The organism is Aliiroseovarius subalbicans, assembly GCF_022678625.1.
In the GTDB taxonomy this organism is placed as follows: domain Bacteria; phylum Pseudomonadota; class Alphaproteobacteria; order Rhodobacterales; family Rhodobacteraceae; genus Aliiroseovarius_A; species Aliiroseovarius_A subalbicans.
On record NZ_JALBYQ010000001.1, the window covers coordinates 22884 to 37772 of the forward strand.

Annotated in this window: 11 protein-coding genes; 9 read left to right on the forward strand and 2 right to left on the reverse strand. The window is 58.1% G+C overall.

From position 1 onward, the window contains the following. Positions 1-4 precede the first annotated feature (4 nt). The 9 genes from MN188_RS00125 (at position 5) to MN188_RS00165 (ending at position 10864) form a co-directional block, all read left to right on the forward strand. On the forward strand, positions 5-1090 hold the full coding sequence (locus tag MN188_RS00125; RefSeq protein ID WP_242104764.1) for a DegT/DnrJ/EryC1/StrS family aminotransferase: 1086 nt from the start codon (positions 5-7) through the stop codon (positions 1088-1090). After that, positions 1084-2355 carry a lipopolysaccharide biosynthesis protein gene (locus MN188_RS00130; RefSeq protein ID WP_242104765.1) on the forward strand — a complete coding sequence of 424 codons (1272 nt, stop codon included), beginning with the start codon at positions 1084-1086 and terminating at the stop codon, positions 2353-2355. The genes MN188_RS00125 and MN188_RS00130 overlap by 7 nt, the downstream gene beginning before the upstream one ends. Next, positions 2352-3632 (forward strand): hypothetical protein, encoded by a 1281-nt coding sequence (locus tag MN188_RS00135; RefSeq protein ID WP_242104766.1) that lies wholly within the window; start codon positions 2352-2354, stop codon positions 3630-3632. The genes MN188_RS00130 and MN188_RS00135 overlap by 4 nt, the downstream gene beginning before the upstream one ends. Positions 3633-3645: 13 nt before the next feature. Further along, a complete protein-coding gene (locus MN188_RS00140) occupies positions 3646-4803 on the forward strand; it encodes a glycosyltransferase family 4 protein (protein WP_242104767.1) in 1158 nt (385 codons plus the stop codon). Continuing rightward, positions 4800-5891, forward strand: a complete 1092-nt coding sequence (gene wecB / locus MN188_RS00145) for a non-hydrolyzing UDP-N-acetylglucosamine 2-epimerase (RefSeq protein WP_242104768.1) — start codon at positions 4800-4802, stop codon at positions 5889-5891. The genes MN188_RS00140 and wecB overlap by 4 nt, the downstream gene beginning before the upstream one ends. A gap of 47 nt (positions 5892-5938) precedes the next feature. Beyond that, positions 5939-7147 (forward strand): glycosyltransferase family 4 protein, encoded by a 1209-nt coding sequence (locus MN188_RS00150; protein WP_242107299.1) that lies wholly within the window; start codon positions 5939-5941, stop codon positions 7145-7147. A gap of 128 nt (positions 7148-7275) precedes the next feature. Continuing rightward, the gene (locus MN188_RS00155) at positions 7276-7881 is read left to right on the forward strand and encodes a sugar transferase (protein ID WP_242104769.1); all 606 of its coding nucleotides are present in this window, start codon (positions 7276-7278) and stop codon (positions 7879-7881) included. A gap of 248 nt (positions 7882-8129) precedes the next feature. Beyond that, positions 8130-10139 (forward strand): YjbH domain-containing protein, encoded by a 2010-nt coding sequence (locus tag MN188_RS00160; RefSeq protein WP_242104770.1) that lies wholly within the window; start codon positions 8130-8132, stop codon positions 10137-10139. Positions 10140-10141: 2 nt separating this feature from the next. Next, positions 10142-10864, forward strand: a complete 723-nt coding sequence (locus MN188_RS00165) for a YjbF family lipoprotein (RefSeq protein WP_242104771.1) — start codon at positions 10142-10144, stop codon at positions 10862-10864. Between the two features lie 46 nt (positions 10865-10910). Here the strand turns inward: MN188_RS00165 and MN188_RS00170 are convergent, their stop codons facing one another. Beyond that, positions 10911-12668 carry a DUF2793 domain-containing protein gene (locus tag MN188_RS00170; RefSeq protein WP_242104772.1) on the reverse strand — a complete coding sequence of 586 codons (1758 nt, stop codon included), beginning with the start codon at positions 12666-12668 and terminating at the stop codon, positions 10911-10913. Between the two features lie 104 nt (positions 12669-12772). Next, entirely contained in the window at positions 12773-14830 is a 2058-nt protein-coding gene (locus MN188_RS00175; protein ID WP_275116063.1) for a GumC family protein, read from the reverse strand. Positions 14831-14889 lie beyond the last annotated feature (59 nt).

A 14889-nucleotide genomic window follows, 5' to 3' on the forward strand; every position in this document is an offset into this window, starting at 1 on the left:
CCGCATGCAGTTCATCGACCTCGCAGCCCAACAGGATCGATTGCGCCGAGAAATTGAAGGCGGCATTGCCCGCGTTCTGGCGCATGGCAAATACATCCTTGGCCCCGAGGTTGCCGAGCTGGAAGAGAGGCTGGTCGATTATACGGGTGCCGCCCATTGCATCACGGTTGCCAACGGCACCGACGCGCTGCAAATCGCCTTGATGGCGCTGGGCGTGGGGCCGGGGGATGAGGTGATCACGCCGGGGTTTTCCTATATCGCCACCGCCGAAACCGTAGCCCTCCTGGGCGCAAAACCGGTCTATGTTGATATCGACCCGGTGTCCTACAACCTGGACCCAGCTCTGTTGGAGGCCGCGATCACCGACAAGACCCACGCGATCATCCCGGTATCGCTCTATGGCCAATGCGCTGATTTTGATACGATAAATGCAGTTGCGACGCGCCATGATCTGCCGGTGATCGAGGATGGCGCGCAAAGCTTCGGCGCGACCTACAAGGGGCGCAAGTCCTGCAATCTGAGCACCATCGGCTGCACCAGTTTTTTCCCGTCCAAACCGCTTGGCTGCTACGGCGACGGCGGCGCGATCTTCACCAGCGACCCAGAGCTTGCCCTGCGCCTGCGCCAGATCGCCCGCCACGGCCAGGACCGACGCTACCACCACATCCGCGTCGGCGTGAACAGCCGGCTGGACACGATCCAGGCGGCGATCCTGTTGCCCAAACTGGCGATCCTGGACGACGAGATCGAGAAACGCCAGGCGGTCGCGGCCCGCTACATGGATGGGCTTACGGGGCTAAACAGGCTGCAACTGCCCCAGATCGCCGACCACAACATCAGCGCCTGGGCGCAATTCACCGTGCGTGTCAAAGACCGCGCCGGGGTTCAGAAAGCCCTGACCGAAGCCAGCATCCCGACCGCCGTGCACTACCCCCTTCCGCTGAACCGCCAACCCGCGGTCGCGGACGACAATTCTGTGCTGCCACGGGGCGAGATCGCCGCGCAGGAGGTCATGAGCTTGCCGATGCACCCGTATCTGTCGGAGTTTGACCAACACCATATCGTTGCAGCGCTGCGCGCGTCGTGTTGAGTGGCGTGCTCCATAGGCTGACGGATCCGTTCCGTCATGGTTTTGTTCGAGACGTAGGCATTTTGACCGGGGGCACAGTCGCTGCGCAAGCCATCGCTGTTTTGGCCTTGCCGATCCTGACAAGGCTGTATGCACCAGACGATTTCAGCCTTTTCGCGGTATATCTGGCGTTGGTTTCGATTTTTTCGACCATCGGATGTCTGCGTTACAACATTGCTGTTCCGCTGCCCAAGGAAGACACGGACGGAATGAATGTGCTGGTGGTCAGCCTCCTGTCTGCGACCGGGGTCAGCATGATACTGGCCCTTCCGGTGTTGATTGCACCCAGAAGTGTTGCGGAGCTGTTGGGGTTAACTGATCTTGCCCCCCTCCTGTGGTTGGTCCCGATCAGCGTCTGGGCGGCATCGATTTACACGGGATTGCAATACTGGGCCTCTCGGAAAAAGCAATTTGGGTTGATCACGAAAACCCGCATCACCCGGTCTGCGGGGGGCGTTGGGGCTCAGTTGAGCCTTGGCGCGTTCGGCAGCGGTGGTTTGGGTTTGTTGTTCGGTCAGACCCTGAATAACTCTCTGGGAATTGTTGGTCTGGCCCGGTCAATTTTGCGTCGGGATCAAACGGCGTTGCGCGCTGTCAACCGCGAGGGGTTGCGTCGCAACGCACGAACGTACCGGCGTTTTCCACTTTTTTCGGTGCCCGAGGCGCTTTTCAATACCGCTGGCCTACAGGTTCCAATCATGATCATCGCAGCAATTGCTGCCGGCCCCGAGGCGGGGTTCGTGCTTCTGGCGATGCGCGTGATGGGGCTACCGATGGCCTTGATCGGAAGTTCGGTCGCGCAGGTCTTTCTGACCGAGGCTCCGCAAGAGCTGAACAAGGGCAGATTGGGCGACTTCACACGAAAAACCATGAAAAGGCTTCTTGGCATAGGGGCGGCGCCTCTGTGCCTTGTCGGGGCGGTTTCACCTTTCCTGTTCGCACCCCTGTTTGGCGATGAATGGGGCAGGGCCGGGGTGCTGGTCGCATGGATGACGCCGTGGTTCATCCTGCAATTCGTGGCCTCGCCCGTGTCAATGGCGCTGCATGTGACCGGGCAGCAATTCGTCGCGATGTTTTTGCAGGCCTTCGGCCTGGTCTCGCGGGTGGGGGCCGTGCTGTGCGCGATGGCCTATGCCCCCGATTACATTGCGGAGATCTATGCTCTGTCAGGTGCGGTGTTCTACGGGGTGTATCTTTGGATTGTCATTCGGGTGGTGAAAAAATGAGGAACCACAAGACGGCATTTCAAAACGCAAGTTACACGTTCCTATTGCTGTTCATTGTTACAACTGCGGCGTCTCAGGCAACCACAAGTTTTCATTACTCTGTAATGGTTCTTGTTCGGTCTGTCGGCCTTGCCGCACTTACCGTCATTCTTGTTTTATACCTCTTGAAGGCATCACAAACTCTGAGAGTCTCACGGCAAGTGTTCGCTTTGGGAATAGTCTATTCTTTCCTGTTGTTTTGGGGCCTTGGTTTTAGTCTTTTCACGGGTGGGTTTTCATTCTTTGTTGAAGACAGGAACCTACCAGTATTTCTCGCGATATCAGTCGTCTATGGGTTCGCCCTTTTGGCGCTGCTCACCGGTTTTCAGAAACAAGAGGGTGCAACCTCAAACGTAATATCCCCCCTGCTGCTCTACTTTTTTACCTCGTTCCTAACAATGGTCGCGGCTGGTGGTGTCTCTCCAGGATTTCCCCCCAGGATAATGTTCGGGCAGGTGAACGATGTCGCGATTTCGTACTCGCAAGGGTTCTCTGGCTTTTACGCGATGGGGGGGGTTTTTCTCTATTCCCTGGCGAATGATGCAACGCGTGGCGTCAGTTTGTTTTTTTTCACATCCTCGGTTGTTTTCTTCTCACTCTCGATGCTGGGGGGGGCACGAGGAGACTTCTTAGCCGGGATTATCGCGCTCGCCTTTTTCGTTCTACGAAACCCAAGATTTCAAAACATCGTTGTGATCGGCGGGGCCGCTTTGTTGGCCCTCGTATATGTATTTCAGAGCGGAATCTGGGAAGATATAGTTGTTTTCAAGAGGTTGTTGGTCTTGGCGGATGGCAACTTTGGACAACGCGATATTCTGGCGGATCAGGCGATTTCTTTGTTGCGAGAACAGCCAGTTTGTTTGGCATTGGGCTGTGGTTTCAACTTTTTCCAATCCTATTGGGGCTTCGAGTACGGACTTTACCCCCACAACGCATTCCTTGAGGCTGTGGTAACGTTTGGCTTGCCGGTTGGCGGAGGCCTGGTTCTGTTGTCTTTACTGGGGTTGGCAATCTCGTTTCTTGGGTGGGGTGCAAGAAACCCAGTCTTCTACCTTTTGTTGGTGCAATACCTGACAATGCTGAAAAGCGGCAGCTTGCTTGGATTCACAAGTCTACCCTTGCTCGTCGTTTTCGCGATGTTTGGGTTTGACTGGTTGATCCGGCGACCGGGCCTTCCTGTGGAAAACCATTTTCGGCAAACCGCGTCTCCCGCACTCGGCAATGATCACTCATCTTAGGGTCCGACCTGTAATGAACATCATCCATTTCACTACCGTTCACCCCCGAACCGACACGCGTATTCGGCTCAAACAGGCGGTCTCACTGGCGCTAGCCCTTGACGCCGATGTCGCGCTGTTTGTGCAGGATGGAATGGGGGACGAAGCTGATATTGGCCATGGGATACGGATTGTAGACACTGGCCCGCGCCCGCCGGGGCGCCGTATTTCCCGAATGACCCGTGGAGCGTGGAGGATGTACCGTGCCCTACGTCAGGCCAGACCCGATGTGGCCCACTTCCACGATCCCGAATTGATCCCTGTTGGAATCTTGCTGCGCCTTTCCGGGACCAAGGTCATCTATGACGTCCATGAGGACCTGCCCCGGCAGATTTTGAGCAAGCCATACATTCCCGCGCCGCTGCGGCGTCCAATTGCTGGGTTTGCGAGGGCCCTGGAATGGCTCGCGGGGCGCCTGTTGACTGGGATTGTCCCTGCCACACCAGCCATCGCGGAGCACTTTCCGGCAGGTTTGTCGGTTCTGGTGCAGAACTTTCCATTGCCGGGGGAACTGACGGCGCCAGCGTCATCCCACTATGCAAAACGGCCTCCACATTTTGCCTATGTTGGTGGAATTTCGGAAATCCGCGGGACGGGTCAAATGGTCGAGGCGTTACAGATTGCGACAGCGGACGGGATCTGTCTAAGAATGGCTGGCGTTTTCCTACCGGCCGCACATCGTGCTGATGTCGAAGCTTTGCCGGGTTGGCGGAATGTCGATTTCATCGGCTGGGCAGACCGACCGACCGTCGCAACCATGCTTGGTGACGTGCGGGCGGGTCTTGTCCTCTTTGGTCCTTACCCCAACCACATCAGTGCGCAACCCAACAAGCTGTTCGAATACATGGGCGCTGGCCTGCCTGTCATCGCCTCGGATTTTCCGCTCTGGCGTCAGATCGTTGACGGGGCAGGGTGCGGCCTGTTGGTCAACCCCGAAGACCCGAAAGCCATCGCGGAGGCGATGGACTGGTTGTTGAACAATCCGGACGAGGCGGAAGCCATGGGAAAGCGCGGCCAACGTGCTGTTGAAGAGATATTCAACTGGCCCTCGGAGGCTAAAAAACTAGTGGCCTTCTATCACGAACGACTGGGTGTTCCTCTCAAACCTGAGCATTCGAAAGGCATCACATGAAGAGGATACTGACCGTCATTGGCGCCCGCCCGCAATTCATCAAGGCTGCGGCTGTTTCCCGCGCAATCAGTGCCACCAAGGGGGTGAACGAGATCCTTGTGCATACCGGCCAGCACTATGACGCAAACATGTCTGACATTTTTTTCCAGGAAATGGGAATTCCGACGCCCGCTTATCAACTCGATATCTCTGGCGGGTCTCATGGTCAAATGACAGGTCGGATGCTTGAACAGTTGGAGGCCATCATGCTGAAAGAACAGCCTGATGCTGTTCTGGTCTATGGCGACACCAATTCGACGATGGCGGGCGCCTTGGCCGCAGCCAAACTGAACATCCCCTTGGCACATGTTGAGGCCGGCTTGAGATCGTTCAACTGCCGTATGCCTGAGGAGGTAAACCGCGTGTTGACCGATCATTGCGCGTCCCTCCTTCTCACACCCACGGACACGGCCACGCAAAACCTGGCGGAAGAAGGCATTACTGGTGATCAGGTCGTGCAAGTCGGTGATGTGATGTACGATGCGGCGCTGTTTTTTGGGCGTCTCGCTGGCGAACACTCCAACCTTCTTGAAACAAGCGGTGTAGACGTCGGGCGATTTGTGTTGGCGACGATTCATCGCCAGGAGAACACGGATGACCCGGAACGATTGAGAGCCGTTTTCGAAGGCCTTGAAAAGGTTGCCCGCACCTTGCCAGTCGTGGTGCCGCTGCACCCGCGAACCAAAGGGCGGCTGGAAGACGCTGGCATGCTCAACTTAACGGACAATCTCAAAACGGTCGCGCCACTGGGTTACATCGAAATGGTGGCCCATGAGCGTGCTGCGGCAGTGATTGTCACCGATTCAGGTGGCGTGCAGAAAGAAGCGTTTTTCTATGGTGTGCCCTGTGTCACGCTACGCGATGAGACCGAATGGGTCGAGCTGGTCGAGGCAGGCTGGAACCGTCTGGTTCCACCACTGAATGCCGCGATCATTGCACAAGCTGTCTCACAGGCGGTGGGGACCAAGGGTCAGAATGTCACGCCCTACGGGGCGGGCGACGCTTCGGAGAGAATTGTTTCGACCTTGCTACGGTTTTTGCGCAAATGAGCTGCATTTGGATCATCAACCAATATAGCTCGACACCGGAGACCGGCATGGGGGGGCGGCACCACTATTTTTCGCTGGAATTGGCAAGACGTGGACATAGCGTGACATTGGTCGGGGCACAGAGGCATCATCTGTTGCTCGATGGGGCCGACGCGGCGCCGGGGATCGAGATGCGTGACGGATATCGTTTTGTCCGGGTTCCTGTCCCAGGCTATGCGCACGCGCATGACAAGAAGCGAATTCTGAATTGGCTTCTTTTCAGTAAGAGGTTGCGTCATCTGCCGAAACGCTTGGGTGAAATACCTGACACGATCTTGTATTCTTCCCCGTCTCTTCTGGGGTTCCGTGGCGCAGAACGTCTTGCGCGCAAGGTTGGGGCACGCCTTGTGTTCGAAGTCCGGGACATTTGGCCCCTGACCCTACAGGAGGTCGGAGGCAAACCACCGAGCCATCCATTGATCCGCTGGATGCAACGGGTTGAGGATCGTGCCTATCGCGTTTCTGATGCCGTCATCTCAAACCTTCCCAACGCAGTGGACCATATGGAAATGCGTGGCCTGGACCGTGAGAAGTTCACCTGGGTGCCGAACGGCTTTAGCCTTGAGGAAACCTCCAATCCTGAACCGCTTGGCGTCGAAATCTCAGACGCGCTCCCCAAGGGCAAATTCCTGGTTGGGTATGCTGGAACAATCGGAGCGGCCAATGCGCTTGATACGATGCTAGACGCCGCCGCGATGCTCAAGGAACACGAAGACATTGCCTTTGTTGTTGTGGGCAGCGGGCGCGAACGCCGTCGTCTTCAAGCCGAGGCTGAGCGGCGAAAGCTGCGCAATGTGAATTTTTTCGACCCCGTCGCGAAACGCCAGATACAGTCACTCCTGACCCGGTTTGATGCGTGTTTTCTGTTGTGGAACGATACGCCGCTCTACCGCTTCGGCACCTCAGCGAACAAGATGTTCGACTACCTCTTTTCTGGGCGCCCCGTTTTGAACGGATATTCGGGTCAGGCGGACCCGGTGATCGAATATGGCGCTGGGCTGAGTTTCGCAGCAGGGGATGCCCGAGCCTTTTCCGAGGCGGTTCTGACGCTGAAAAACCTGCCCGGCACCGAACGCGCCGCGATGGGCGCGCGGGGGCATGCGGCAGCGCTTGAATATCACGAATATGGGATGCTTGCACAAAAGCTGGAACCCGTTCTCTGCCCTTGGCAAATGCAGGTGAATGACCTGAAACAAAAAGGAAGGGCAAGCTCTTAGCTGCTTCACGTGGGCGCCGGGATCCCGGTGGCTTTCTGGTCCCTTGGCTTCAGCGCCCTGTTCAAATGCGACCCTGATACACCCCGGTGTTACGGCAGCCCAAAACCGAGAGAGATTGCGGAAAGATCATGACACCTCTTAAGCGCATTTTTGACCTGCTCGCTGCCACGTTGTTGGCAATCATGTTGGCCCCCTTTCTGCTAACATGTGCTGTCGTTGTTTTGATCCTGGACGGCCGTCCCGTCCTGTACCTGTCAGAACGCATGAAAACACCAACGCAGGGCTTCACTTTGATCAAGTTTCGCACCATGAGGCCGGACCCATTTGATAGCGGCCCGTCGGGGGGTGACAAAAGCAACCGGATCACGAAAACGGGCGCGCTTTTACGAAAAACCCGGTTTGATGAAGTCCCTCAGCTATGGAACGTGTTGAAAGGTGATATCAGCTTCGTCGGCCCGCGTCCGCCCTTGCGAGAAATCGTAGAGCGATTTCCGAAGCTGTATGCGCAGGTCCTGCGTTCTCGCCCAGGAATTACCGGGTTGGCGTCGGTTTATTTTCACGCCCACGAAGAATGGCTTTTGAAAAACAGTGGCAGCCGAGAGGAAACTGATGCGATCTATTCCCGCGTCTGCGTGCCTCGCAAGGCAAAAATCGACTTGATGTATCAGCGCAATCGCAATTTGTGCTTCGATATGAGCATCATGCTGAAAACTGTTTTCAAGTCGCTCAGGTAGAGGGCGTCTAACACCCTGCGCACCGCCTACGCCTTGTTTCGGAAGCGTGCCGGAAGTCTGCCTGCCTTAACATTGCGGAGTTCCCTTCTGTGTAGAAGTTGATATAGCATTGGCGAACGATGTAAGCGGTCGGGGGGCTGAACGTGCGGTTGAAATTTGGCGGATTGGTTGTCGGTCTTGCAATGTGCAGCCAAGTCTTGCCCGGTGCAGCATGGGCTGAAAGATCGACGCTGTCTGAATCCTACTCGATGTTTGGCATGCCCGGCCTGGTCGAGATGCCGACCGCAGAGGCCGCACCATCGGGGCATTTCTCTTTCACCTACGGAACCTATGGCCCGTTTGGGCGGGGGACGATGGCGTTCCAGGTCACGCCACGGCTTACCGCGAGCTTCCGCTATTCAAGCATCGCGGGCTACCTTCCCGCAGATCCCGATTACGTGAACTATGACCGCAGCTTTGATCTTCGGTTTCGTGTGCTGGATGAAAGCAAGTACTTGCCAGCCGTGTCGATTGGTTTGCAGGACTTCATGGGCACCACGCCGAGTTCAAGTGAATACATTGTCGCGACCAAGTCGATTGGCGACCGCCTGCGTGTGACAGGTGGGATTGGATGGGGGCGCCTTGGCAGCCTGAATGCGATTGGCGCGACCGGGGTGCGCCCCCCGCGACGACCCGGGCCGAGTGGATATCCCAACTACTATCAATGGTTTCAGGGTGATTTCGCGGCTTTCGGCGGGGTGTCGTACAAGGTGAACGACAAAATAACGCTGAAGGCCGAATACAGTTCGGACGCTTATACGCTGGCGGGTGATCGTGGCTACTACACTCGCAATTCCCCGTTCAACTTTGGCGTTGACTACGCCTTGGCACCGGGCTGGAACCTGGCCGCGTATTACATGTACGGCAACCAGATTGGCCTGCAGTTCTCCGTGGCGATGAACCCGAACCGTCCGACCTCGCATTCGGGCACCGAGGAAGCGCCCCATTTCGTGCGCCCGCGTCCGTCGCGCAGCGCTGATCCAGAGGCATGGGGCACGGATTGGGTGAACGAACCTGAGACAGGACCGGGGCTTCAGGCCGCGCTTGCCACGGCGCTGGGCAAGACCGGGATAACCCTGAACGCCATGGCCCTGACGGCCACGCGGGCCGAATTGAGGGTAACCAACAATCGCTATAATTCCGAGGCTCAGGCGCTTGGACGCACCTTCCGGATCATGACGCGAGCCTTCCCTGCCTCGGTCGAGACCTTCGTGGTGACGCTAATGCGCAACGGCACGCCGCTGTCCTCGGTTACGATGAGCCGGTCGGATATAGAACGGCTGGAACACGCCCCGGCGCCGGAAGCCTTCGCGGCTGCACAGATCACCGATGCCGCGGGTCGGCCTGACGGCATGACGTTGACCCCGGGCCTGTATCCGCGGTTCAACTGGTCGCTGGCGCCCTATTTTTCGATCGGCCTGTTTGGCGGGGAACAAGCGGTTTCCGCTGAACTCGGCCTGCGTCTGGCTGGAAGTTACGAGATCACGCCGGGGCTGGTCCTGTCGGCCTCCCTGAAAAAGACGATCCTCAGCAACTTTGTCGAAGCGACTTCACCAAGCGATTCCGTTCTGCCGCATGTGCGCTCGGATGTCGGGCTTTACAACGCGCAGGGCGACCCCAGCCTGGAGCACCTGACCCTGGCCTGGTACGCGCGTCCGGCGCGTGATCTGTATTCACGGGTGACCTTCGGGTATCTCGAACCGATGTTTGCCGGTGTGTCCGCCGAGGTTCTGTGGAAACCGGTTGATAGCCGCCTCGGCCTGGGGGCCGAACTCGCCTATGTGGTGCAGCGTGACTATGACCAATTGCTTGGTTTGCGGGACTACAGCACCGTTACCGGGCACGTATCGGCCTACTACGATTTCGGCAATGGTTTTGAAACCCAGCTGGACGTCGGTCGATACCTTGCCGGTGATTTCGGCGCGACCGTGTCGATTGATCGCACCTTCGCCAACGGGTGGAAAGTCGGGGCCTATGCCACCTTCACAGACGTGTCAGCCGAAGATTTCGGAGAGGGCTCGTTCGACAAAGGGGTTCGCTTCTCGGTGCCGATGGAATGGGCGCTGGGCAAACCGTCCCGGACCAACACGCAAACGACGATCATGTCGCTGGCCCGCGATGGCGGCGCGCAGTTGAGGGTGGAGGGCCGGTTGTTCGACTGGGTCAACGAAGGTCACGGCGATGCCCTTGCAGCGCGCTGGGGACGGTTCTGGAGATGACGATGTCGAAACGTAACCTGTCTTCGCCCCCCTCTTCGCCTTTGGCGCGCGCGGCCGCGCTTTGCGTCTGCCTGGCCTTGGCGGCCTGTGGCACTGACACCTCGAAAACAGCGGGCAGCCGCGCAGCGCTGGGCGCTGTAAAAAGCGTCACCGGACTGTTTGCCGGGGGCGGGGGCAAGGCGCCTGCCAAGGCGGGTCCTGACCTGGCTGACCTGGCAACACGGGCCTTGGCCGCAACCCCTGGGCCGGTCATGTTGGGCGTCGTCGAAAAGTATGAGGCCACCCTGGTCATCGCACCGAATGCCAGCAATGGCGATTACGTCACCTGGAAGACCCCGGACCTCAGAACCTTCAGCTTCAAGCAGGGTGTTTTGACCTCGACGCGGGGCTTTGGTGACGACCTGATGTCCTCGCAAGCGGATGATGCGATTGCGATGATTACCCAGCGCCGAACCGGGAGCGCCACCCGCACCTGGTATTTCCTAAGCGGCGTCGGCAACACCACGGCGCTGAAGATGAATTGCAGCTATGCCACCGGCGACCCGGTTCACCTGAAGATCGGCGCCATCGACGCTCGCACCACGCCGGTTGTCGAAACCTGCCAGCGCGGCGGCGTCAAGGTTCAAAACCTCTATTGGGTCGATCGCGCCGGGAATGTGGTGAAATCCCGCCAGTGGATCAGCGGTGCGATGGGGTATTTCGTGACCCAGATGCTCAGGCAGTAAGCTGAGCCGCCCCCCGTGCGGGGTGACGGCCACGTTCTGTCCGGTATCAGATCTCGGTAACAACACGCGCGGGTGCGACAAGGGTGATCGTTCCGGCATCAAAGTCGCTGTAAGGCACTTTGATCAGTTTGCGTCCTGCATATGCGCCGCTGGCTTCCTCTTTCTGAACTGCATGTGGCTCCGGCACGACGGAGGTGCCGGTGAACCAGACCCGATGCGCGGCGCCGGTGTCGGGGAAGCCTGAATACCCTCCCGAACGGTTCGAGTAGTTCGGAAGCCAGAAGACCTGCACGCGCGATGTGCCCGGCGCGAAATTTGCGCTTTGATTGGTGCCCGACAAGTCGATGCCCCCGGTGTAATTGTTGATGCGATACCAGGTGTCGGTTTGATCCAGCACGGTCGCGCCGAAGAAAGAGTATTTCAGCGCCCCCCCCTTCGACGCATTGGCCAGTGGCGTTCCCACAGGCCAGGTGCCCGATCCGTCGGCCGGATTGCCAAGACTTGCCGGCAGGGGTTGGTTCAGCGTGATGGTGTGGCTCGTCTTATTGACCTGACCCAGATCGAACAAGCCGGTCCCGACAATGCGGCTGTAGTGCGAATAGAGTGCGCCCGCTGCATTTTTATAGCCGAAGATGATAAGGCCGCGATTGTAGCTTTGCGAAGCCGTTTCGTTCCACCCACTGGCATCGACGACCTGTACGGACGTGTCACCGGGCGTCAATGGCGCCGCCAGGGTGGTGAGGCTGTCCGTGCCACTGTGGTGGTAGCGCATATGGTGCTGAGACTCGATTGTGTTGCCGTCCTGATCCTCGCAGGCCAATCCCATGTAGTGCCGATGCCGTTCTTCGTTGGCATAGGCGGACCAGTCGCCGCTCAACCCTTCCTGGCGAACATAGCAATTCAGTCGATAGACTTGGTTGGGGTCGACCGGGATCCGCTCTTGCATCTTGACGACGCCGGGGTAGTGCCCGGAACAGCTGAAACTGGCGGGCAGGTTCGGCGTTTGGATCGGGTCATAAGTGAACTCGGCCGGATGGTTGTAGGCATTGCCAAGCAGTCCGGTCCCGTTGGCGATCAGGTCCACGCCTTTGGCGGCCATGTAATCGGTCGTGATCAGCGACCCATCACCGAAATCCGGCGATGCCAGCCCGTTGATGCCAGAAGGGAACGACACCTCGCCACTGTTTTGGTCAACGGTCATCGCCTGGTGAAAGGTGCTGCCATCCGGGCTCACCTTGATTTCGAAGTCATCGCTGCCGGTCGTGCCCATCTCGGCCCGACCAGACCAGTTGGTCTGGAACAGAAGGCTTGCAGTGTCGCTGTTGGCGGCTTTGTTCAACTTCAGCTGATGCCCGGCCCCGGCATGGGTCAGAAGGGTGGCCGCCGAGGCCACTGAAAGCCGGTTGCTGGCATCCGCTGTGGTCTGAATCCCAACCATGTCCAGGTTCTGAAGTTCCGGCACACCAGCGGCCACGATCCAGTCGGTGCCATCGAACACGCGATGCTCATCAATGTCCTGGACCCAGGCAAACAGCCCTTCGCCCGGTGTGTAAAATACCCAGGTATTGTCCTGGTAGACCGCCAGGTCGGCATCGTGCCCGGCCCAAGCCCCTGCAACGCCGACAGGCAGGATAAAGCCGTCTCCATCGTCAGGGATCGCGGGCGGCGTGGTCTGGCTGGCGGACAGGACGCTGAGCTGTACAAGGCTGTCCAACATGCGCACCGCTTCGTTGTGTGTGACATGTTTCTGCGCCTGCGATGGCTGGATGTAGGGCAGTGAGAGGTTGGCGGATGTGTTGGACATGAAGACCCCCGGTGAATGCGAATTGAAACGTCCGCACACCATCCGGGAATAGCTTTACAGTTCCTTTATACCACCGTGCGCTCGGGTCATGCGACGGCGTCCGCTCAACCGTCGTAGTAGTTAGAATAGGCGCCATAGCTGTCACCATACCCATAGCGTTTCATGCCCCGCATGTTGACCTGGTTCAGCGTCAGACCTGTGACCTTCACGTTTACATCCGAGAAGGATTTCAAACCTTGCTGCACCTGGCGGTGCGTGGTGCTGTCCCACTTCACGCAGTATATGATGGCGTCCGCACGTTGCCCGATCACGCGGGCGTCCGGCACGGCCAACACTGGCGGCGTGTCGATGACGATATAGTCATAGGCCGCGCGCAGCTCGTCCAGAAAGGCACCGAAACGCTCGGACGAAAACACGTCGGCCGCATTGGTCGAGCTGCGTTCACCGATCAGGATGTCGGCCTTCAGGTCCGGGTGGTGGAACACGGCGTCTTCCAGTTTTTCTTCCCCGGACAGAACGGCCAGAAGACCCTTCTTGTCGTGGATGTCGAAATATTCGGAAAACACCCGGCGTCGGATGTCGCCTTCGACCAGCAGAACTCTTTTTCCCAGACCCGACAAATTGTGGGTCAGGGCGATCGACAAGGTGGTCTTGCCTTCGCCAGGGATGGACGAGGTCGCCATGATAACCTGCGGCGGCTTGTCCATGTTCGACATCAGGATCGAGGTGCGCAGGTTGCGAATGGCCTCGACCGCAGCTGACGTCGGCTTGTCGGTCAGATACTTCAACACGTTCTTGCGGCGCCGAGCCGAAATCGACGGGATTTGACCCAGAACCGTGGTGTGTGTCCGCTTTTCCAGCTCCGGGGTTGAACGGAACGTGTTCAAACTCACCTCACGCAGCAGAACCAGGGTCGCCCCTGCCGCGGTCCCAAGCATCATGGATAGAAGCGTGATGACAAGCTTTCGCGGGGCGGACGGTGTGCGCGGCACGATGGCATGGGACAGAACGCGGCTGTCGGCCTGCTGTACGCCTTGCTGCACACTGGTTTCTTTCAGACGTGTCAGGAAATACTCATAAATCTGGCGGCTCGCGGTGGCTTCGCGTTGTAATTGTTGCAGTTGAACAAGGTCGTTGGACTGCTGTTCAATACTCGCGCTCAGCTGATTGATCGTCGTCGACAACGCCTGCACCTGGCTTTTCGCCCGCGACACTTCCAGCCCGGCCCGTGCCAGAACCTGATCGAACCGGGCCGTAAAGGGGCTGAGGTCATTGGATTCCGAGGTTTCCAACCGAAGCAGAATCTGACGCAATATGGCATCGTTTGCGGCTTCGGCCATTGCGGCAGTGTCATTGCCCGCGGCGGTGCTCTGCAGCATCTCCAGACGGGCCGTGGTCTCGGCCAGTGTGGCCTTTCCGGCCGCCAACCGATCGCGCAGGTCTTTGACCTGTCGGTTCTGTGCCACCAGAGCTTCCTGGTTGATCAGGGAGGTGTTTGCGTTGAAATTCTCGACCTCGGCCTCGGCCGTTTCCAGGTCGACCTGTAATTGGGCAACCCGGTCCGTCAACCACTTGGTCGCCGATCGGGTTGCCTGAAACTTTACCTCAAGCTGGTCTTCGATATAGATATCTGCCAAGGAATTCGCCAAAAGAGAAGCCTTTTCAGGGCTTTCCGTGGTTGCGATGATGTTGAATACATAGCTCTGACGCACGTTCGAGATTTTAATGGATGCAAGGACGGCATCCACAACTTGATTCAATACTTCGGTATCAGTGCGTTCGATTCTGGGTCGCGCGGTGCCGATTACCCGGGCAAAACGCCGCATGATGGTGTTGATCGAAAGCCGCTCTTCGCGCAGTGAAACGTTGAACTCCGGGTCCTTGGTCAAGTCCAGTCGGGTCACCAGCTTTTCCGCCAACCCGCGTGATCTCATCACTTCGATTTCGGTGTTGATACTGGTCTGGTCACCGGTCAAGCCTGTCATCACGCTGGTCAGGTCGACCACCTGTTCCTGGCGGCTTTCCAGGGTGACAACAGCTTTGGCCGTATAGACCGGTGTGGCGATGCCATAGGCAAAATAAGCGCCCGCAAAGCCAACCAGGAACAGGCACAGGGCGATCCAGTGCTTGCCACGCCACAATGTGCGCAGGAGCTCCATCAAGTCGATCTCGTCAGTCTCTTGATGTGCGGGCGGGGAAAGACTTGGAGCGTTGGAGTGCA

Excerpts from the sequence above, each read along its gene's own strand:
- MN188_RS00160 (WP_242104770.1), top strand. The coding sequence starts at position 8,130 with ATGTTTGGCATGCCCGGCCTGGTCGAGATGCCGACCGCAGAGGCCGCA.
- MN188_RS00125 (WP_242104764.1), top strand. The coding sequence starts at position 5 with ATGCAGTTCATCGACCTCGCAGCCCAACAGGATCGATTGCGCCGAGAA.
- MN188_RS00155 (WP_242104769.1), top strand. The coding sequence starts at position 7,276 with ATGACACCTCTTAAGCGCATTTTTGACCTGCTCGCTGCCACGTTGTTG.
- MN188_RS00165 (WP_242104771.1), top strand. The coding sequence starts at position 10,142 with ATGTCGAAACGTAACCTGTCTTCGCCCCCCTCTTCGCCTTTGGCGCGC.
- MN188_RS00150 (WP_242107299.1), top strand. The coding sequence starts at position 5,939 with ATGGGGGGGCGGCACCACTATTTTTCGCTGGAATTGGCAAGACGTGGA.
- wecB (WP_242104768.1), top strand. The coding sequence starts at position 4,800 with ATGAAGAGGATACTGACCGTCATTGGCGCCCGCCCGCAATTCATCAAG.
- MN188_RS00140 (WP_242104767.1), top strand. The coding sequence starts at position 3,646 with ATGAACATCATCCATTTCACTACCGTTCACCCCCGAACCGACACGCGT.
- MN188_RS00170 (WP_242104772.1), bottom strand. The coding sequence starts at position 12,668 with ATGTCCAACACATCCGCCAACCTCTCACTGCCCTACATCCAGCCATCG.
- MN188_RS00135 (WP_242104766.1), top strand. The coding sequence starts at position 2,352 with ATGAGGAACCACAAGACGGCATTTCAAAACGCAAGTTACACGTTCCTA.